Below are 20,288 nucleotides of genomic sequence, written 5' to 3' on the forward strand. Positions count from 1 at the left end.
TGATTTGAAACTTGCATTAATCGGAGCAGGGCAAAGAGGCATGATTTATTCAGAATACGCAAGCAAAACAGTAGAAATTGTTGCGGTAGTTGAACCAAATGAGAATAGAAGAAAGGTTGCAGCTGATCAGTTTGGCATCCCGCTGGAGAATCAATTTCAATCTGTAGATGAATTTTATCGATTGGGAAAAATTTGCGACGCTCTTATTATTTCTTCGATGGACAGAGACCATTATACGCAAACGATGGAAGCGCTTGATCTTGGTTATGACATTCTGTTGGAAAAACCAATTTCGCCAAGTCCGGAGGAATGTTTAAGAATACAACAAAAAGCGAATGAAAAAGGTCGCAAAGTTATCGTTTGTCATGTGCTCCGATATACAAATTTCTTCGCAGAAATAAAAAAAATCATTGATAGCAATGAACTGGGAAAGATCATAACCATTCAGCATAATGAAAACGTCGGAAATTATCATATGGCTCATTCTTTTGTAAGGGGGAATTGGAGAAACAGCGACCTAGCGAGTCCAATTATTATGCAGAAATCCTGTCATGATATGGATATATTGGCGTGGCTTGTGGACAGCGATGCGAAGCGGATTTCTTCCTATGGGGACCTGACTTATTTTAAAGAAGAGAATGCACCAGCTAATAGCGCTGATCGATGCCTAGACTGTAAAGTTGCCGCAGATTGCCGCTTCGATGCCAGGAAAGCTTATCTTCCAATCAGAGGCCAATGGCCGGCTACAACGATTTCGGTGGATCAGACCGAAGAGGGATTATTGAAAGCTTTGGAAACAAGCCCTTATGGACGCTGTGTTTATCGGTCTGATAATAATGTTTGTGACCATCAAGCATCCATTATTGAGTTCAAAAACGGCATAACGGTCACCTTTAATTTAAGTGGTTTTACCAATAAGATGTATCGTACGCTTAAAATTATGTGCGAGCATGGAGAAATTAGAGGTGATGACAGCTTAAATATCATTGAAGTAACGCGGTTCACATCCAATATGTCTGAACAATATGAGCACACCGTGATCCGGCCAGCTGCCATGAATGGCGGACATAATGGCGGGGATACAGGACTGATGATTGATTTCTTGGACAATTTAGAAAATGAGGACAGCAACAGCAGATCTTCCATTGATAGATCAGTAGAAAGTCACATTATGGCCTATGCAGCTGAGAGAGCAAGGGTTACAGGTACGGTAATTGATATCGATCATTTAAAGGAAGAGCTGCATGAAACATTACGCGATAGCCGCTCGATAACGATGCAAAGGTAGTGATGTAATGAGTTCAGTTGTGAAAGGTTTCTTATATGAGATAAAGAAAAACAGAATATTGTATCTCATGTGCGTGCCTGCGCTTGTTGTATTAATGATGTTCAGCTACATCCCTTTTGCAGGAATATGGATGGCATTTACCGACTTTAATGTAGTTGACGGCATATTTGGCAGTAAATTTGTTGGTCTTGATAATTTCACTTACTTTTTCTCTAAAAATAGCATGGGCTGGAAGGTTACCTATAACACCTTATACATTAACTTTTTCAGCCTCATATTAGGCATTATTGTTCCAGTCAGTATCGCTGTTTTCTTAAACGAGATACGGAATAAATCGTTTAAACGGATTGCTCAAAGCATGATGTTTTTTCCCTATTTTATATCGTGGGTTGTAGTGGGCGCTATTCTTTATGGAATCTTCTCAACGGATGTAGGTGTTGCCAACAATATTTTGGAATTTTTTGGGGCAGATCCGATTAGATGGTATTCAGAACCGAAGTATTGGAAATGGATCATTATTCTATCAAGTGTTTGGAAGTGGAGCGGGTATAGCTCTATTCTTTACATGGCTGCAATGGCTAACTTTGATGGGAGCTTGTATGAAGCAGCGAAAGTAGATGGCGCGAATAAGCTTCAGCGCATTGTTTTCTTAACGATTCCTATGCTAAAACCAACGATCATTGTCTTGACATTACTAAGTGTTGGACGGATCTTTTATGGTGACTTTGGTATGATATACGGCATTGTCGGTAATAACCCGGTACTCATTGACGAGGTTACCGTAATAGATACCTATGTTTACCAGTCTATGCGTACGTTGGGCTTTTCTTATTCGACTGCAATCGGATTATTTCAGTCTCTAATGGGATTAATTCTAATCTCTGCAGCTAACAAATCGGCTAAGAAAATAAACGATGGAGAGGGTCTATTTTAATAATGGAAACTAATCGATTGCTTGGAGATAGACTCGTAAAGAGCTTGGCGTACTGTTTTATTGGCTTATTTGCACTCGTATGTTTATACCCGCTTGTATTGACTTTAAGTGTTTCCTTCTCATCTGAGCAGGCCATTGTCAAAAATGGTTATTCCATTATCCCGCTGAGTCCAAGTTTGGATACGTATAAATATATCTATGTGAATAGTGGCATGAAGATATTGAAATCTTATGGCGTAACCATCTTTGTAACTGTAATTGGTACGGTAAGCGCATTGCTGATTACAAGTATGATAGCATTCTCGATTTCTATAAAAAAGCTGAGATACCGCAATATTATCGCATTCATTAGCAACTTTACGATTATTTTCTCGGCCGGCTTGATTCCGTGGTATATGGTTAGCGTGAATTATTACGGTTTGAAAAATAGTATTTTAGCGTTAATCCTTCCTTCTATTTTTAGCGTATGGAATATGTTTTTATTGCGAACGTATTTTTCTAGCATTTCACCGTCTTTATACGAAGCGGCGGAGATGGATGGAGCTAATTATTTCACCATTTATTTGAAAGTAGCTCTTCCTTTAAGCAAGACTGCTCTTCTCACAGTGGGATTAATGTATGCGCTGAATTATTGGAATGATTGGTGGAATGCACTCATCTTCATCAACGATAAAGATCTATTTCCACTGCAATATTATCTCTACAATATCCTGTCCAACGTTAATGCGATCAGCTCTGGCCGTATTCCCTCAGGGGCTTCCGGCAACATAACGCTGCCCGCAGAAACCGTAAAGATGGCAATTACCGTAATTACAATTGGTCCTATTATTTTCCTATTTCCTTTTATTCAAAAGTATTTCGTTCATGGCATTATGGCGGGCGCAGTAAAGGAATAAGCGATACATGGTTTGTAGCCTATCTAGGCCTAACATACATTAACCATTAAATAGGGAGGGTTATCAATGAAATCCAGTAAAATGCTTATCTTTTTGGTTTTAATGCTAGTTACTACTTCAATACTAGCAGCGTGTAGCAACAAGGAAGAGGTTGGAGGAAAGGGGAAGCTCGAAACACTTACCATCTTGTACCCGGGGGACGAAAGTGATCGTATGACTGAATTTCTTGAAAAAGAGTTTTCAGAGAAGATGGCAGCCGATCTTGGATTAAAGTTGAAAGTTATTTTTGTGCCATGGTCTCAGTACTGGGAGCAAAAAGATATTATGCTCGCTGCAAATGAACCGATTGATCTTTATTGGGATGGCCTTCCCGACCTTTCTACCATTGTGAATAAGAAGCAAAGCATGCCATTGGATGATCTAATTAAGCAGTATGGCCAGGATATGCTCAAAGTGCTGCCGATGGAACAGTTTCAGGGTGCGGTAATTGACGGCAAAATTCATGGTATTCCATCGGCGTATGCTCCGTCATCAGCCATGTATCAACTGGTAGCTGTTCGTCAGGATATACTAGAGGCTGTTGGTATGAACGAAATAAAAACAGCTGAAGATTTAAAAGATTTTGCTACCAAAGCGAAAAAACAGTTTCCGGAAATGAAAGGGCCAGCTGATATTGTCTTTAAACCTCTCACCAGATATTTTACAGAAGAGCAGTATAACTTTATTGCAGTAGAAGATTTAATCGTATTTGGCGAAGACAGCAAAAAAGCGCATAGCTATTATGAATCAGAAGCTTTCCAAAAAGTAGCGAAATTTAACCGCAGCATGTATGATGCAGGGCTTTATTCAGAGGATCTGACTATCAAATACAATGAACGGGATTCTCGCATGCAGACAGGTTTATACTTATGGGTTGAAGGCTCGCTAGGCAAAGAATTGGAAATTATAGATGCAATAAAAGCAAATGCACCTGATGCTAGAGTGAAAACTTATCTTCTGGCACCGGAGAAACCTCGTTATATTACTGCAACAGGAGGAGAAGTTCTTGGCGTTCCGGTAACGGCTCCTAATCCAGAGGGTGCGATAAAATTCGTGAATTGGATTTATAAATCCAAAGAAAATTATCAATTAGCGCTCTATGGCGTTGAAGGCAAAGATTACGAGATTGTAGATGGAAGAATCAAAAAGCTGACTGCAAATGAGTTTTTCTATGAATGGATGTTTAGAAACCAGAATTATCAATTGTTTGGACCAGACGTAGCACAAGAATCAATTGATCATTATAAGACGTGGGATGACGAGGCAGTAACTTCCGCTTCACTCGGCTTCCGATTTAATAATGAGAAAGTAAAATTGATTGAGACTGCCCTAAAAGAAGTGGCAGGCAAGGACTTAGCAGCTATACGTTCAGGCTTTGTCGATTTTGAAACGGAATATCCGAAAGCGATTAAGAAGCTAAAAGCAGCAGGGATTGATGAATACGTAGCTGAGATTCAGCGCCAGTTGGATGAGTTTTTGGCTAGTAAATAAAGAGATATTATATTTTAAATTCATAGCATTGGCATAGGAGTAAAAGTAAGTGATGTGAAACCCCGACCTTAAAAGAGGTCGGGGTTTTTGCATTGTTTTGAGTAACGCCTATGCAGGATGTAGTACTATAGAAATAGGAACCATTCTTTCCTTTTGAGGGGTAAATTTAATGAAGAAAAGTAAGAAAATTAGGGATTTAATTTATGTGAGCGGTGAGCATGAGAAGAATTATTTTTGCTCCTATGGAATCGAATTTCATGAATTTATGAACTGTGTACAGAATAGGCCGGAGAACCTTATACTTCTTAAACATGATTTTCATAACGTACAGACGAATTGGCATTCTAGACTTCATTATGTTTTGCAGCAAGGATTGGATGAATTAATTGAAGAAAACGTGTATGACTATGGAGATTTTTGTTGGGTAGATTTCTCCAAAAAAGAGGATTTAAATGCTTTAAGCAACAATCAAATCGCTGAATTATTGTTTTTTGGCCATATGGGTAAGCCATTGCATCATATACCAAAGCTGAGGTTTGCTTATTTTGCACATGATGATGGCTGGTTTAACAAGCTTTATGTTAGCGACTTATATGATTATGAAGTTCTTTTAGCTAAAGTGATTGCTTTTAAGCTTCATAAGCTAGCCGGTAGAAAAGTTCAGGATATTCCAAAGGATATATCATCGGTACTTTTAGAATGGACAAGAGATGGATTATTGATTGACTTGTCAAAAATTCAAAAAAGCAAAGCTGAATTAAGAATACCGGTAAGCTTTATTGGTCATGACATTGATATGGACAGCGTATACGATTTTAGAAAAGAAATTAGGGATTACAAGGTTTGGTTAGTTTATTCAAATAAGGTTTGGAAGCTTACTAAAGAAGATTAAAACGAACGTTTGCATTATGGGGAAGTATCGTCCCTGTCATTTGTGAGCGATTGTTGATATTTCTAATGGGTTATAAATTCGTCCAAGTTTGTTACATATCCACAGGTAGGCTGAAAATCAGACATCGTGGATCTTATTTTATCGATAAATGTATGTCATTATATTTCTAGGGGGGATTGGATGTTTACTGAATTCAATTTGACGGATGACAGCCCTGCCTATACCCAAGTAAAAGAATACATGAAAAGTTTAATTACTTTAGGTGTATTGCAAGCGAATCAGAAGCTCCCGTCCACGCGCGAACTCAGTTCTATGTTGAATGTCAGTAGAAATACGGTAGTAAGTGCATACGCAGATTTGAAAGACGAAGGTTTTGTGTTTGTAGATAAAGGAAAAGGGAGCTTTGTTGCTCAAAAATTCGGTGAGGCAGCAACTGATCCTTCATGGCAGCTTGATTGGAAGCAAAATATTAGCAAACAAGCGAAGATTGCTGAAGAAATGGATCTTAGCAAGCACGGGATACGTTCGAGCACAGGAGAAATCAATTTCACAAGTATTGCACCGGATGGGAAACTGTTTGATCTCGATAATGTCAAACGAGCATTTTTAGATCGGATGTCCATAGAGGGTGAAATCATTTTAAACTATGGATATGCACAAGGCTACAAGCCGTTAATGGAATATTTACTTCGATATATGGAGAATAAAGGGGTAAATCTAGAGGGTAAGGATATTCTGATTACGAACGGTTTTACAGAAGGATTAGACCTTATTTTATCGGCTTTAATTAAGAAACATGGTCGTGTCCTTTGCGAGAACCCTACCCATCATGCGGCAACTAAACTGTTTAAGATGCATGGATTTGATATTGAGGGTATCGAAATGGAGCAAGACGGGATTAATCTTGCGGAGCTGGAGAGGGCATTGTCACAACGATCGTTTGATTTAACCTATCTTGTACCTTCTTATCATAATCCAACGGGTATTGTGATGTCTCCCCATAAACGAATGGAAGTCATCAAGCTGCTCCATAAATATCAAGTCCCGCTTATTGAAGATGGATTCAACGAGGAGCTAAGGTTTTCAGGTGACCACATTGCTCCTTTACTTGCATGTAACGGAAATGGAAATAGTGTCATCTATCTAGGCAGTTTTTCGAAAATCCTTTTCCCCGGCCTCCGGGTTGGATGGGTCTTGGCTGAGAAAGAGCTCATTTATTATCTGGAAAGTGTAAAGCGTGCGCGAAGCATCCACACCTCCACGTTAGATCAATCCTTGCTTTATCAATATCTTCATAATGGCAACTTCGAGAAGTATTTGAAGAAAGCCAAATCTGAATATAAACGAAAATGTGAATTAGTCATTCGGTGCTGTAAAGCGTTTATTCCGTTAAAACGCCTTTCAGGCGACGGAGGGCTTCATGTTTTTATTGAATTCGAAGATAACTTTGATACCAATGTCTTATTAGAACACTGTCGCCACAAAGGAGTCATATTTACTCCGGGCAACATTTTTTTTACAGATAATAAAGGTCATCATACGATGCGGCTTGGTTTCTCACGAGTAGCAGATGAGGACATCATAAAAGGGATTCAAATTATAGGTGATACGGCTAAACAAATGATGAAGGAGAGACAGCTATGAGAGTTGGAGTGATAATGGGGGGTATTTCATCAGAAAAAGAAGTATCCCTTATGACTGGACGCGAAATGATTGCTAATTTGGATAGAGAAAAATATGAGTTGTATCCGATTGAAATCAATCGAAAAGATGAACTCATTGAAAAAGTGAAAAATATTGATGTAGCTCTGCTTGCGCTTCATGGGAAGTTTGGTGAAGATGGAACGATTCAAGGAGCGCTTGAAACACTAGGGGTTCCTTATACCGGCTGCGGTGTTTTATCGAGCAGCTTGAGCATGGATAAAAATATATCCAAAAAGCTTTTTCGTAATGAAGGCATCGATACTCCTGACTGGATACATTTGAACGGTGCAGATGAATTATGTATTGAAGATGTCGAACGTCTGGGGTATCCGGTTATCGTGAAGCCAAATTCAGGCGGATCGAGTTTAGGAGTCAAAATATTAAAGAACAAAGAAACGTTGGTTGATGAGGTATTAGAAACCTTTCGATGGGATAATGAAGTATTGATCGAGCAATATATCGAAGGTGAGGAAATAACCTGCTCCATTTTAAACGGTAAACTTCTTCCTATCATCGCTATTCGGTCTCAATCTGAATTTTTTGATTATTCTTCCAAGTATGATGACGGTGGAGCCGATGAACAAGTGATCCAGCTGCCTCCTGAGATTTTTGATCGGGTTTGTGCTTCTGCACTCGGCTGTTACAAGACATTAAAATGCAGCGTTTACGCCCGAATCGACATGATTATTAAAGATGGAATTCCTTATGTAATGGAAGTGAACACATTGCCTGGCTTGACGAAAAATAGCCTTCTGCCCAAAAGCGCCAAAGCTGCGGGAATTTCATTCAGTCAACTGTTGGATCAGATTATTGAATATTCATTAATGGAAAGAAAGAATGGGTTACTATAGCTTAAAAAGAACGAGGCTGCCGGTATGAAACGGCAGCCTCGTACTGTTATTGAGCAGTTAACCTCAATGATTTGTGTTAAAGTGGGAATGATCATGTATTTTATAAAAGGAGAGGAAGAAATGTCACTATCACTTATCTTTGATATGGACGGAACACTATTTCAAACAAATAAAATTTTAGAAATATCACTTGAAGATGCGTTTAATCAGTTAAGGTCAATAAATGAATGGGATACAGCAACGCCTATTGATAAATACCGCGAAATTATGGGCATCCCTTTACCAAAGGTTTGGGAAACTCTGTTGCCTAATCATTCCAAAGAAATAAGAGAACAAACGGACTCATACTTTCTAGAACGATTAATTGAAAACATTAGAAGCGGGAAAGGTGCTTTATATCCTAATGTAAAAGAAGTTTTTAGTTATCTAAAAGACAATGGTTTTTCAATATACATAGCTAGCAATGGTTTAACGGATTATTTAAAAGCAATTGTTAGTTATTATCATTTGGATAATTGGGTTACAGAAACCTTTAGTATTCAACAAATTGAATCACTGAATAAATCAGACTTAGTTAAAAGCATTATTGAAAAATACGGTATTACCAACGCAGCTGTAGTAGGAGATCGTCTATCGGATATAAATGCAGCCAAAGATAATGGTTTAGTCGCTATTGGATGCAACTTTGATTTTGCACAAGAAGATGAACTCTCTCAGGCAGATATAGTTATTGATGACTTAATTGAGTTAAATACAATAGTGTTACAGTTGAAAAAATAGATGCTGGTAAAAAATATAGTTATATATGAATGCTTGATAGATTGATTTGTCTTTATCTGTCATGTCTTTTGAATGACTCTACTAGGAATTTACGCTCATTTTCGCGTTCTAAAATATAGATTAGAAGGATTTTCCTCCATTGCTGTCGAAATCCGTAGAATAAGCATTTGAAATGGAGGAAAGTTAGCTTTGAGATTAAGAAATCAAATATTGGGTGGAACGATCATTCTTTCTTTATTAGCAGGGGGATCCGATTCTGCCTATGCGTCAATTCAGAACTTGTCGGCAGGAAAAAAGCTAAGCCATGGAGTACAGCAGTACGCTCAAACCGTTCAAAAGAAAGAAACAATCGCTAAAATTGTGGATACTACCAATTTGCGCAAAGGACCGGGGCTTGAATATGAGATTGTTGCCAAAGCGAAGGCGGGCACATCTTATCCAATCGTTGGATCGAAAGGGGAATGGTACAAAGTAACTCTTTCCAGCGGTAACACGGCTTATGTTGCAAATTGGGTAGTGGAGACGGTTGAGAGCAGTGGCAGCCAACCTACTTCAAATAATGGACAAGACCAGGAAAATGCCAACAATCCGAGTGGTGGTCAAGATAAGGAAGCTATAGTAAATATAGTAGATACTACTAATTTGCGAAAAGGTCCTGGTTTAGATTATGAGATTGTTGCCAAGGCTAGAGCTGGAGAAACCTTTCCTGTCGTCGGATTAGAAGGAGATTGGTATAAAGTATCGTTGCCAAGTGGAGGAACCGCTTACGTTGCTAATTGGGTTGTGAACACGGGGAGTAACAAACAAAGCGGCAGTAAAGTGTATATATATCATACGCATAATAGGGAGTCCTGGAGAAATGTATTAGGTAATTCAAAAGGGACCTCCGTCGACGATGCCAAAGTAAACATTACGCTTGTAGGCAAGAAGCTTGCTGAGAGTCTTCAGAAAAAAGGGATATCCTCCATTGTTGAACAGACCGACTTTACTGAAAGACTGAATGAACAGAAATTAAGCTACACAAAAGCCTACGTTGAATCGCGTAAAGCAGTCGACAAGGCGATGAAGGCTAATACTTCACTATCCTATTTCTTCGATATTCACCGTGATGCTGATGTTCCGCGGAGCAAAACAACGGTTGTCATTAATGGTAAAACGTATGCACGAATTATGTTCGTCATTGGTGATGCTAATCCCGCGCATAAGGAAAACAAAAAGTTCGCCGAAGCGTTAAACGCTCTATTGAACAAGAAGTATCCTGGCATATCGAGGGGAGTTCTTATGAAAAGCGCCCACCAGGGGAATGCCGAGTACAACCAGTCCGTCTCTAATGGTAGCCTGCTTCTGGAATTTGGGGGAGTAAATAATACACTGGAAGAAAATCTCCAAACAGCAGAGGCTTTCGCTGACGTGTTTGCGGAGTATTATAAATCAATTAAATAAAGTAAAAAAAGCAGGGGAAGTTTCCTTGCTTTTTTTGTTCCATGCTCACATTTTGTTGTTTACCTTAATGTTAATGGTCATATAAAAAATAAAAAAACCGATTTTTACATCGGCCTTGTAGACATTGTTTTTAGACGAAAAATGAATTTGCTGTTCTGTGAATAATGCTTCCATCTGACATGCGAACAGAATCGTCGTTATATCCTGTTATGGTTGATGCTGGGCGAATCTGCATGCCGTTTTGCATAGGTTTGATTATTGCTTTTTGAGCAATCGCAACTTCAAAATCTTTGTTCGTAATTAGTCGTTGACCTTCTTGAAGTGTAATTTTTGCTTGCATGTAAACACGTCCTCTACGGTTCTATTTTTTTGTATTCTAAGGACAAATAATACACTAATAACTTTATACAAAGCAATGGAAGTGAATGCAAATGAGAAAAAATATTTCAGAATATGTTGTAAAATATTCAAAACAGTGAATTTTAATCTCAATACGTGATAGTATACCCCAACGAATCCTCAATCATAATTTTGTCAATCTAATTGGATTAATAATTCTCCTACAATTCCTGATGCATGACTTTGGGATCATATGCGAAAAAAGGCAAACCAGATGATCTGGTTTGCCTTTTTTGTAAATCAAATTAGCGATAAATGAATCAATATGCCCGACGAGGCTTCGCCTTAATGGAAGCAGCGTTCTCCTGGCTCTTAAGTTCAGCTAGAAGTTTATCACCTTCGACATCCAGGTTCGGCAGCATGCGGTCTAGCCATTTTGGCAGCCACCAAGCTTTGTCGCCGAAGACTGCCATGACAGCTGGGACAAGCGCCATGCGGACGAAAAAGGCGTCAATAAGAATGCCGATTGCGAGTGCAAAACCGATCTGCTTAATCATAATATCATGCGCGAAAATAAAGCCTGCGAACACGGACACCATAATCACGGCAGCGGCTACTACTACACGGCTGGCCTGATTGTAGCCGTGAACGACACTCTCTGTTCCGTGATGACCATGTACGTAAGACTCGCGCATGGAGCTGACGAGGAACACTTGATAATCCATCGCAAGACCGTAAAGAATGCCGGTAACCATTATTGGCATAAAGCTGAGCAGCGGACCGCCGGTATCAAAGCCGAAGAGGGAGTGAAGCCATCCCCATTGGTATACGGCCGTTGTAATCCCGAATGTGGCGAGCACACTGAGAAGGAATCCAACCGTAGCTTTGAGCGGAACGATGATTGAGCGAAACACGAGCAGCAGAATAATAAGCGATAGGATGACGATAATGCCGACGTAGAGAGGGAACACCTCAGCCAGCTTCGATGACATATCGATGTTAATTGCTGTGAACCCAGTAACGCCAACCGTGACATCATACGTTAGCGCCATGCTGGAATCAGAAGCTCGAATCTCACGAACTAGGTTTTTGGTTTCTGCATCCGTTGGACCTGTTTTGGGGATAAGGCTAATAATCGCCATATCTCCGGTTTTGTTTACGCCCATAGGTGTCACAAGCGAAACATTTTCATGCTTCCCTAGATCTTGAACTAGACCATTCAGCAATTCCGGCGTCACTTTGTCCGATACGCCTTTTGGCTTTGCTACCAGGAGCAACGGGCCATTGAAGCCTTCGCCAAAACCGTTTGAAATGGCGTCGTAGCTCTGCCTTGATGGTGTATCTAAGTTAGCCGTGGCTCCCGATGGGATGCCCATTTCCATTTTTGCGACTGGTAGTGCTGCTGCGCCAAGAATAACAATAACAGCAACAATAACTAGCCAGCGGCCTTTCGCTATAGCTGTTACCCAGCGGTGTGCGAACCCATGAGCAGTTTTATTCGATTGGGTGCTGCTCTTCGTACGCGCTTTTGCTGAGCAGATGCGTTCACCCAACAGACCTAGCAGTGCCGGCAGCAGAGTTAAAGCAACCAGAACATTGACGAGGACAGCCAAAGCAGCAACAAGCGCCATGGCAGACAAGAAGCCAATTCCGATGACAAGCATGCCGCACAAAGCAATAATAACGGTCAAGCCAGCGAAAAACACTGCACTTCCGGCTGTGCCGACTGCTCTGCTGGCTGCTTCCCGCGCACTTAATCCCTGATCAAGAATCATGCGGCGTTGACGATTTACGATAAACAGCGAGTAGTCAATTCCGACGGCAAGCCCAACCATAAGCGCTAGAACAGGAGTGAGATCAGTCATATGGATGAATTTTGAGAAGGCGTATGCTCCTCCTACACTAATTCCTACTCCCATTAAGGCAGTTAGAAGCGGCAAGCCAGCAGCAACAACCGAACCAAGTGTCATGAATAGCACAACGGCAGCTACGGCAATACCGATAGCTTCTGTCGAACCAATGGAAGGTTTAGTTGACAGCGAGTCGCTTGGCAATGCTTGAATACCCGTTTGTTCAACAGACATGGCGGCATCGATGACGGAATCGGGTACCGATTCAGGAAGCGACATTTGCTGAACGGTGAATTGGAATTGGAACAGGGCAACGCTGCCGTCAGAGGCAAGCATCACGCCAGGTACCGGAACACCGTTGACCATTAGAGGGCCGAAAGGAGGCAATTCACCTGTGGTTGCTTGCGCTGTTCCGTCCCCTTCTTGTGGTGCACTCCCTTGAGCGTTTTCTGAAGCTGAAGCGCCGGCTTTAGCAGCCAATTCAGCAGCATTAATAACATATTCAAGGTTATAAACATCATTAACAGCTTTAGTAATGGCGCTCAAACGCTCTGGTGTATCTAGTCGTTCGTCTTTGGGAGCCGTAAATACGATGCTGGCTTGTCCGCCTGAAGCTTCTGGCAGTTCCGCTGACAACTGATCCAATACCTTCTGCGATTCCGTTCCCTCAATTTTCATATCGGAGGTTACATGGATTCCATTGACCCCGAGTATAGCGAGTACAACTCCGAGAATTGCGATCCAGCTAATAATGAAATACCATGGCTTGGTATAGGCTGACTTACCCAATCTGTACAGAAAATTTGACATCTGTTAATGATTCTCCTTTGCATGTAGAAATAACGTGAGGTCGTGTACTAAAATCCGTTTCGCAAGTAACCAAACATGGTGTCTAAATATTGATCGAACGTTACGGCCTCTGGGTTCTCGGCGACGGATTGACCTGGTAACAGCACACTCAGGCTGCCATCCAGAATGGGGAGCATGGCTCCATAAACAGCTCCGGCGAGGAGGTGGGTATAACCATCGGGATATCGTTCATGGGAAAACTCATCTAAAGTTTCCTGAGCCATAATTTGCAAACGGCGCAGTCCGCTTAAGATGTAAGGCTCAAGCGTAGGGTGCTGCCTCGAAAATGATACAAGCTGTCGCAGTTTTCCAATATGTTCTCCTGTCAGATGCAGCTTCATCAACTGGTGAAGAATGTCGAGTGGGGACATGTCCTCGTTTAAGCTTTTGATCCAATTCCCAATTTCGTCGGCGCCTTTAAAGATGAGAGCTGCTGAAGCTATCGCTTCCTCTTTACAGGAGTAGTGGTTGGCAAACGTTCTTCTGGAGTATCCGGCGCGTTGCACGACATCTTCGACGACGAAACCATCCATTCCCCTTTCCAGAGCAAGAGCGAAAGCTGCATCGGCAAGCGCATTTGCGGTTGCTTCTCTTTTAATATCGCGTAGGCTTTGTTTGTTCATCATGTAACGCTTAAGCGTTCACCCCTTTTCAAATAGAATGGAAGCATTTTCAAAAATAATCCCTGCTTATATTATTGCCCAATGGGCAATGATGCACAATGAGCAAGTTGTTACGAATTTGTGGCGTTGAGCTAAACGATTTGAGCGAGAGCTTACAAATAGGAAGGTGTAAAGCATAGTAAGAAATTTAAACAACAAAAATTTATCGTTTTACGATAATTTTATATTGACTTAAACAGGTAATGAAGATATTATTTTTGTAGTTAGCTTTGAGGAGGATTTTTATGAGACAGAAAAAATGATCAGCGAAGTTAAAGGAATTATACAAAACCGCTATTGCGTTTATATGGGTGACTGCGATTCCTTTTTTTATAGCATTAGTTTTAGGGTGGAAAATATGTTCGGATATTGGCTCTTATCAAGCCTATACCGCTAAAAATGGGTATTGACTAGGAATCACAATGGCTAATGTTTCAATTTTAAAAAATGGAAAAGATAAAGCTGTAAAATTTTCAACTTTAGAAAAAATATGTGAAATTTTGGAGTGTCAACCTGGAGACATTTTAGAATATAAGAATGATATTTAATTTTGTAGGCAAAGGAGAATGTATGTTGATTAACCAATATCGATTAGCTTCTATCCCAATTTTTTTGGGAATCATTTGTCTAGTTATCGGAATGATGGGGAAATCCGAAGTCGCTCCAGATGGTACACTAATAGAACCTTTGTTCTTTTTAATTCCATTAAGTTATCTATTATTTTTAAGTGGAATGATTATATTATTGTTGATGGCTGTCATTTCTATGATCAAAAAAAATAAACATAATTTATAGAACAATAAAATAAAATAAAAAACAATTTCCTGATCAGAAAAGGAAATTGTTTTTTTATTTAACATGGCGGGAGATCTAGCTCGTAGGACAGTTGTAGAACGTTGACACTGTCGTGAAATGTTATCCTTTGGTCATGGTGAGGAGAGAAATAAATTGAAATCAATGTTACAGCTACTGCATTTTGGCTACCATCAGGCGATGAGCTGCATATTTCCTGTTGCGATTTTTGGAACATTAGCTCTTTCTAACATCGTAGAAATACCTTTCATTCATCGTTATGATGCCATTCTACTTGTACTGCTTGGCGTGCAATACCTCATGTATCGCAGCGGATTAGAGACACGTGATGAAATCAAAGTAATCTGTATATTTCATATCATAGGTTTACTTCTTGAGATCTATAAGGTAAGGATGGGCTCTTGGTCATACCCGGAGTTAGGGTATACAAAGTTGCTAGGTGTTCCGCTCTATAGCGGATTTATGTATGCAAGTGTTGCAAGCTTTATGTGTCAGGTTTGGCGGAGACTACGCATGGACATGACGGGCTGGCCTGGACTTACGTCATCGGCGCTGCTTGGAGGAGCCATCTATTTCAACTTTTTCACACATCATTTTATTCCTGATTTTCGCTGGTGGCTGACGGCGCTTGTATTTATTGTATTTTGGAAAACATGGATCATATTCCGAGTAAGAGCTATAACTTATCGAATGCCGTTAACCGTTTCATTTATTATTGTAGGTTTTTTTATTTGGTTAGCTGAAAATATAGCCACGTTTTTTAATGCTTGGAAATATCCTGATCAGAATCAAACCTGGCAGCTGGTCAGTTTCAGTAAGATTAGCTCATGGTTCCTTCTGGCAATCATTAGTGTCATTATCGTCGCACAGCTGAAACATGTAAAAGCGGAACGGACAAAAAACGATTCATCATTCAGCTAGGATTCATGTTCCTCTGGAAGAGCGCCAATTGCTTGGAGACTGACCATACTTTCGTTTAAACAGTTTAGAGAAATGAAACTCGTCATAAAATTGCAGCTGGGAAGAAATTTCCTTCACTGACAGGCTTGTTGTCTCCAGCGATACTTTGGCCGATTCTAGCTTTAAATTTTGCATATACTCGCTGGGGGATTGGCCAGTTAATGCGCGGAAGCGCGAAAAAAAGGACGTTCGCGACAAGCCGCTGCGTTCGATGAGTTCTTCGACCCGAATACCTTTATCCATATTCCGATGGATATAGATTAATATATTGTTGAGTTCGGTTTGGCGCGAGGTCTGCCCTGACTCAAGTTCTCTAGCAAAGAGTACCAATAATTGTTGCAGGAAGATATTCGAAGAATAAGCGTAGCCGAAGGATTCTGCAATCAAAGTATCAATGATACGCTCGCACAGCAATACTGCCTCTGCAACTTTTCCGGTTGTTTCGACCTTGCTTACAGGGAGCTGCAGATTTCGAATGGCATCCAGGGAATTGAAATCAAGATAATAAAATTTCCAGTTATTATCCTGACACTTGTATTCGGAGGGAATTCCCTCCTGTACGAAAAAGAAAGTGCCTGCATGCAGCTCATAGCGGTCATTCCCTTGGGATAGGATGCCCTTACCTTCATAAGTAATAAAAAGACCGGGAACGACGAATCCTTCACTGGTTATAATGTTGTAGGCATCGTCAGCCTGCACTTTCCAAATCGAATTAAATTGAGGGAAGCTGATGGGTTCTTTTCCAAGTATATAAGGAATATTCATGTAGGTCATATTAATCAACTCCATACCATTGTTCTAATATACATTTAATTTCAGTAATCTCCGTAAAATCTATGTATAATATGTACAATTATACATGATGTGAATACATGTATCCATGGATGCATAGATGCTTTTCCTCTACACTTAGAACAAATACCGAGTAGAGGAGTGTAATTGAAATGAAGCTAAAAGTTGGAAGCCGTGAGTTGGAGATGGATGGAAAAGAGCTTACAGAGCTCAGAAGCTCTAATGATATTTTTCATGATGTTCAGGCGCTGCGCGATCGGATGGAGGAAGACGGTTATTTACTGATCCGCGGGTTTCATGATCGCGATAAGGTGTTGCAGGCTCGAACAAATATTTTGGAAAAGATGAAACAGATGGGAAAGCTAGATCGGGATACGCAATTAGAAGATGGCGTCATGGCAGACGGAAGCAAAACGATTTTTTTTGGAGGAACGAACGAGGATCTTCCTGCACTGCTTAATGTTTTGAATGGGGAGCACATCATGCGTTTCTTCGATGAATTTCTCGGAGAGCAATCACTGACTTATCACTACAAGTGGCTTCGTGCGGTAGGTAAAGGTGATTTCACAGGAGCGCACTATGACATTGTTTACATGGGAAGAGGTACCCCAAATGTCTATACCGTATGGTCTCCTCTTGGAGACGTTTCGTATGAAATGGGGGGACTTGCGATTTGCCTCGGCTCGCATCGATTTGAAACGCTGAAGCAATCGTATGGATCGAAAGATTCGGATCGTGATGGTTTGGGACATTACACGGATGATCCGCTTGTTATAACGGAGAAGTTCGGTGGTCAGTGGGCGACAACTCAGTTTCAGGCAGGCGATGTACTCATTTTCGGCATGTTTTTAATGCATTGCTCACTGGAGAATACAACCAATCAATACCGAATTAGTGTGGATGCGAGATACCAATCAGCCTACGAAAAGGTTGACGAAAGATGGAGCGGCAAAAAGCCGAAGGGTCATTTTAAATAATTGTACTAGCCACCCATTGCGGTGGCTATTTTATTGATAGGAAGTGAAGCGTCAACTTAGAAAAGATGATTGACTATAGTATTAATTAGTTTTATGATTTGTAACAAAATTGAAATCCGAGAAATTAATTCCATAATTCACTTCTACAAACAAAAAATCAGATAAAAAAATACCGATTAGACTAGAAAGGGCGGTCTGCAACAATGCTTAAATTGATGAGAAACAAGTATATTGTTGTATTGATTGTTTCTATCGTTTTTATCATATTTTGGATCTATAAACCGATAGAGACTACTCGTATCACAGTTGGCACGATTGAAAGCAAGGAGAGTAAAGGCGGAAATCATTTTATAAATATTATATATGCTGACCAAACTCGTACGGATAAAATTAAAGTTCCATTAACAACTTGGAATCTAATAAAGGCAGATATTGAATATTTTTTCGTTTATAAACTTAATTTAATACGTAAGCCTTATTTAGTAGATATTAGAGAGCACTAAAGTTATTGTTCTGACGAACTTGGCAAGATGATGTATGCCGTACGTTTATAACGATTATACATTCCTCTCTAGCAATGTCCCCAGTTGTTCTGCTAAGACATGATGGGGGACAGGCATTTCATTCATGAACCACCATTCCACTACTCCTACAAAAGAAGAAGCGACAAACCTCACAAGAAGATCTTCATTTAACCCCTCATTTTTTCCTTTCGTTACATCGATTTCATTCATAAATTCTTCGATAAGAAATGCAAGAAAACGACCGTGAAAGTAAGGAGCACCTTTACTCGCTAACATCATGGAAAAAAATGAATAATGACGTTCAAAATATTCGGTCCAGATTAGAGTCGATTCGGTAAAATCCAATTCCGCAGCCGCTCTGCACGTTACCCTTAGCACGTCAATATGTTCTTCAATGAGTTTATCCAGCAGATCATATTTATCTAAATAATGAAGATAGATGGTCCCGCGGCTCACATTTGCCCTGTCGGAAAGATCCTGAATTGTAATATCATCAAAATTTTTTTCTGACATCAGATCTATAACCGCTTTTTTTAACGCATCCTGCGTTTTTTGTATTCTTCGATCCACTTTAGCCAATTTCAGGTCACCAAGCTTTCGTAAATAATTAACAACTATACAGAAGTTGTTCATTAATTAACAAATCACGTTCAGTTAACAATTGCAGATGTTTTGCATCTGTTTATAATTATAGACAAGTGTTCATTAATGAATCAATGATTATTATTACATCATTGAAATTGGCCATACATTTTGCTCCGAAGCAAGTGGAATTTATGTATTGACTTGGAGTTCACTCCATGGATTAAGCTTCTTTATATCTTCTGTATTTCCTGATTATTGTTCATTAGTAGAAATCAAAACATTTTGCACCTGAGGAGGAATGAAATATCGAACGCCTATGGACGAAGTCGTTTATTCTCATGACTATAGGTAACCTGTTCTTATTTAACGCATTTTATATGCTGTATCCGACGCTACCGCTGTTCATCAAACAACTGGGAGGCAATGAATCACAGGTCGGTCTAGCGATGGGTGCTTTTATGTTGTCTGCTGTTATTTTACGGCCGCTTGTTGGCGGGCTGCTAGACCGGTTCGGCAGGCGACCGTTTATCATTTGGGGACTGATTCTCTTCATCCTAGCAATGTATTTGTATAACTGGGTCGGGGGAATTGCTGTTTTGCTGGGGCTCAGAATATTGCATGGCATGAGCTGGGCGGTATCTACAACCGCTACGATGACGGCGATTACAGATATGATCCCGTCCACCCGCCGTGGTGAGGGAATGGGGTGGTTTAGCACATCCATGACACTGGCTATGGCAATCGGCCCAATGTTCGGCATATGGGTTGCTCAGAATCGATCATACAGCGATTTGTTTTTAATCGCTGTGGTCCTCTCATCAGGAGCACTGCTCCTGATGTTAGGTGCAAAAATGCCTTTCCAGCCAAAAGCTGACACAAGAAAAATTGAATTATTCGAAAAATCGGTTTTGCCCGTTGCGGCCTCGGTCTTTTTTCTCTTTATTGCTTATGGCGGCATTACAACCTTTGTTCCGCTTTTCGCTGAGTCGATTCAGGTTAATTCCGGCGCGTTTTTTCTAGCATTTGCTGCAACGCTTGCCCTAAGCCGTCCCATTTCGGGAAAACTATCTGATCGGTACGGAGAAATTTTTGTCATTGTACCGGCACTTGTAATTACGATTGGTTCATTGATTGTATTGAGCCTCTCAAGCGGATTGATGGGCGTACTGCTATCAGCAATTTTATATGGTATTGGTTTCGGTTCGGCGCAGCCAGCTCTTCAAGCGGCTACGATCCGTTTGGCTCACCCGAATCGTATAGGAGTTGCGAACGCCTCAATCTCGACTGCTAATGATCTTGGTATTGGGTTAGGTGCAATCATGTTAGGCTCTGTCTCTCAGTATGCAAGCTATAAGGTGTTGTTCATCGTCAGTGCTTTGTCCGTCGCGATTTCCTTGATTCTTTTTACTCTTTTTGCGAAACGCTTGATACAAAAGAAACCGTTTCTTCATGCAGAATCGCTTCCTCTCGAATCAAGCTAGCCATAAACTATCGACATTAATAATATGTATCAGAAACCACCCTTAAAGGTGGTTTTTTGCTTTTTTTAGCTACTACATACCTGCCGTAACTTCGCCAGAATATCAAATACTGTTCTACGGTTGCATACAATAAGCTTA

19 protein-coding genes and 1 pseudogene are annotated in these 20,288 nt (G+C 40.4%); 15 read left to right on the plus strand and 5 right to left on the minus strand.

The window, feature by feature from the left end:
• The first annotated feature begins 4 nt into the window (after positions 1-4).
• The 9 genes from AB4Z50_RS01940 (at position 5) to spoIIP (ending at position 10,318) form a co-directional block, all read left to right on the plus strand.
• On the plus strand, positions 5-1,288 hold the full coding sequence (locus AB4Z50_RS01940; protein WP_441875006.1) for a Gfo/Idh/MocA family protein: 1,284 nt from the start codon (positions 5-7) through the stop codon (positions 1,286-1,288).
• Positions 1,289-1,295: 7 nt separating this feature from the next.
• The gene (locus AB4Z50_RS01945; protein ID WP_441875008.1) at positions 1,296-2,222 is read left to right on the plus strand and encodes an ABC transporter permease; all 927 of its coding nucleotides are present in this window, start codon (positions 1,296-1,298) and stop codon (positions 2,220-2,222) included.
• 2 nt (positions 2,223-2,224) lie between these two features.
• Positions 2,225-3,118: a carbohydrate ABC transporter permease gene (locus tag AB4Z50_RS01950; RefSeq protein ID WP_441875010.1), complete on the plus strand. Its 894-nt coding sequence runs from the start codon at positions 2,225-2,227 to the stop codon at positions 3,116-3,118.
• A 66-nt stretch (positions 3,119-3,184) separates the two neighbouring features.
• Entirely contained in the window at positions 3,185-4,648 is a 1,464-nt protein-coding gene (locus tag AB4Z50_RS01955; RefSeq protein ID WP_441875012.1) for an ABC transporter substrate-binding protein, read from the plus strand.
• 169 nt (positions 4,649-4,817) lie between these two features.
• Positions 4,818-5,540: a hypothetical protein gene (locus tag AB4Z50_RS01960; RefSeq protein WP_441875015.1), complete on the plus strand. Its 723-nt coding sequence runs from the start codon at positions 4,818-4,820 to the stop codon at positions 5,538-5,540.
• 180 nt (positions 5,541-5,720) lie between these two features.
• Positions 5,721-7,184 carry a MocR-like pyridoxine biosynthesis transcription factor PdxR gene (pdxR, locus tag AB4Z50_RS01965; RefSeq protein WP_441875018.1) on the plus strand — a complete coding sequence of 488 codons (1,464 nt, stop codon included), beginning with the start codon at positions 5,721-5,723 and terminating at the stop codon, positions 7,182-7,184.
• Positions 7,181-8,095, plus strand: coding sequence for a D-alanine--D-alanine ligase (locus tag AB4Z50_RS01970; RefSeq protein WP_441875021.1), 915 nt, complete (start codon positions 7,181-7,183; stop codon positions 8,093-8,095). The genes pdxR and AB4Z50_RS01970 overlap by 4 nt, the downstream gene beginning before the upstream one ends.
• A 120-nt stretch (positions 8,096-8,215) precedes the next feature.
• Positions 8,216-8,875 carry an HAD family hydrolase gene (locus AB4Z50_RS01975; protein ID WP_441875553.1) on the plus strand — a complete coding sequence of 220 codons (660 nt, stop codon included), beginning with the start codon at positions 8,216-8,218 and terminating at the stop codon, positions 8,873-8,875.
• A 189-nt stretch (positions 8,876-9,064) separates the two neighbouring features.
• The gene (gene spoIIP, locus AB4Z50_RS01980) at positions 9,065-10,318 is read left to right on the plus strand and encodes a stage II sporulation protein P (RefSeq protein ID WP_441875024.1); all 1,254 of its coding nucleotides are present in this window, start codon (positions 9,065-9,067) and stop codon (positions 10,316-10,318) included.
• Positions 10,319-10,448: 130 nt separating this feature from the next.
• On the opposite strand, the gene AB4Z50_RS01985 is transcribed toward spoIIP, so the two are convergent.
• From AB4Z50_RS01985 to AB4Z50_RS01995, 3 genes are all read right to left on the minus strand, one after another.
• Positions 10,449-10,658, minus strand: coding sequence for a hypothetical protein (locus AB4Z50_RS01985; RefSeq protein ID WP_076265602.1), 210 nt, complete (start codon positions 10,656-10,658; stop codon positions 10,449-10,451).
• Between the two features lie 319 nt (positions 10,659-10,977).
• Positions 10,978-13,317 (minus strand): MMPL family transporter, encoded by a 2,340-nt coding sequence (locus AB4Z50_RS01990; RefSeq protein ID WP_441875028.1) that lies wholly within the window; start codon positions 13,315-13,317, stop codon positions 10,978-10,980.
• A gap of 47 nt (positions 13,318-13,364) precedes the next feature.
• Positions 13,365-13,982, minus strand: coding sequence for a TetR/AcrR family transcriptional regulator (locus AB4Z50_RS01995; protein ID WP_441875031.1), 618 nt, complete (start codon positions 13,980-13,982; stop codon positions 13,365-13,367).
• Positions 13,983-14,428: 446 nt separating this feature from the next.
• Here AB4Z50_RS01995 and AB4Z50_RS02000 point away from each other — a divergent pair.
• The 3 genes and pseudogenes from AB4Z50_RS02000 to AB4Z50_RS02010 all read left to right on the plus strand — a co-directional run.
• Positions 14,429-14,566: pseudogene (locus AB4Z50_RS02000) on the plus strand (helix-turn-helix domain-containing protein); the annotation flags it as partial.
• 22 nt (positions 14,567-14,588) lie between these two features.
• Positions 14,589-14,813 (plus strand): DUF3955 domain-containing protein, encoded by a 225-nt coding sequence (locus AB4Z50_RS02005; RefSeq protein ID WP_441875556.1) that lies wholly within the window; start codon positions 14,589-14,591, stop codon positions 14,811-14,813.
• 162 nt (positions 14,814-14,975) lie between these two features.
• Positions 14,976-15,752 (plus strand): DUF817 domain-containing protein, encoded by a 777-nt coding sequence (locus tag AB4Z50_RS02010; protein ID WP_441875559.1) that lies wholly within the window; start codon positions 14,976-14,978, stop codon positions 15,750-15,752.
• Positions 15,753-15,755: 3 nt separating this feature from the next.
• Here the strand turns inward: AB4Z50_RS02010 and AB4Z50_RS02015 are convergent, their stop codons facing one another.
• Positions 15,756-16,580, minus strand: a complete 825-nt coding sequence (locus tag AB4Z50_RS02015; RefSeq protein ID WP_441875034.1) for an AraC family transcriptional regulator — start codon at positions 16,578-16,580, stop codon at positions 15,756-15,758.
• A 155-nt stretch (positions 16,581-16,735) separates the two neighbouring features.
• Between AB4Z50_RS02015 and AB4Z50_RS02020 the strand changes: the two genes are divergently transcribed.
• A complete protein-coding gene (locus AB4Z50_RS02020) occupies positions 16,736-17,560 on the plus strand; it encodes a phytanoyl-CoA dioxygenase family protein (RefSeq protein ID WP_441875038.1) in 825 nt (274 codons plus the stop codon).
• Positions 17,561-17,763: 203 nt separating this feature from the next.
• On the plus strand, positions 17,764-18,063 hold the full coding sequence (locus AB4Z50_RS02025) for a hypothetical protein (protein ID WP_441875042.1): 300 nt from the start codon (positions 17,764-17,766) through the stop codon (positions 18,061-18,063).
• A gap of 54 nt (positions 18,064-18,117) precedes the next feature.
• Here AB4Z50_RS02025 and AB4Z50_RS02030 read toward each other — a convergent pair whose 3' ends face one another.
• Positions 18,118-18,663: a TetR/AcrR family transcriptional regulator gene (locus AB4Z50_RS02030; protein ID WP_441875045.1), complete on the minus strand. Its 546-nt coding sequence runs from the start codon at positions 18,661-18,663 to the stop codon at positions 18,118-18,120.
• A 311-nt stretch (positions 18,664-18,974) separates the two neighbouring features.
• On the opposite strand from AB4Z50_RS02030, the gene AB4Z50_RS02035 reads away from it, so the two are divergent.
• Positions 18,975-20,150: an MFS transporter gene (locus AB4Z50_RS02035; RefSeq protein WP_441875562.1), complete on the plus strand. Its 1,176-nt coding sequence runs from the start codon at positions 18,975-18,977 to the stop codon at positions 20,148-20,150.
• The last annotated feature ends 138 nt before the right edge of the window (positions 20,151-20,288 follow it).

This window comes from Paenibacillus sp. 2TAB26 (assembly GCF_052115145.1).
Lineage (GTDB): Bacteria > Bacillota > Bacilli > Paenibacillales > Paenibacillaceae > Pristimantibacillus.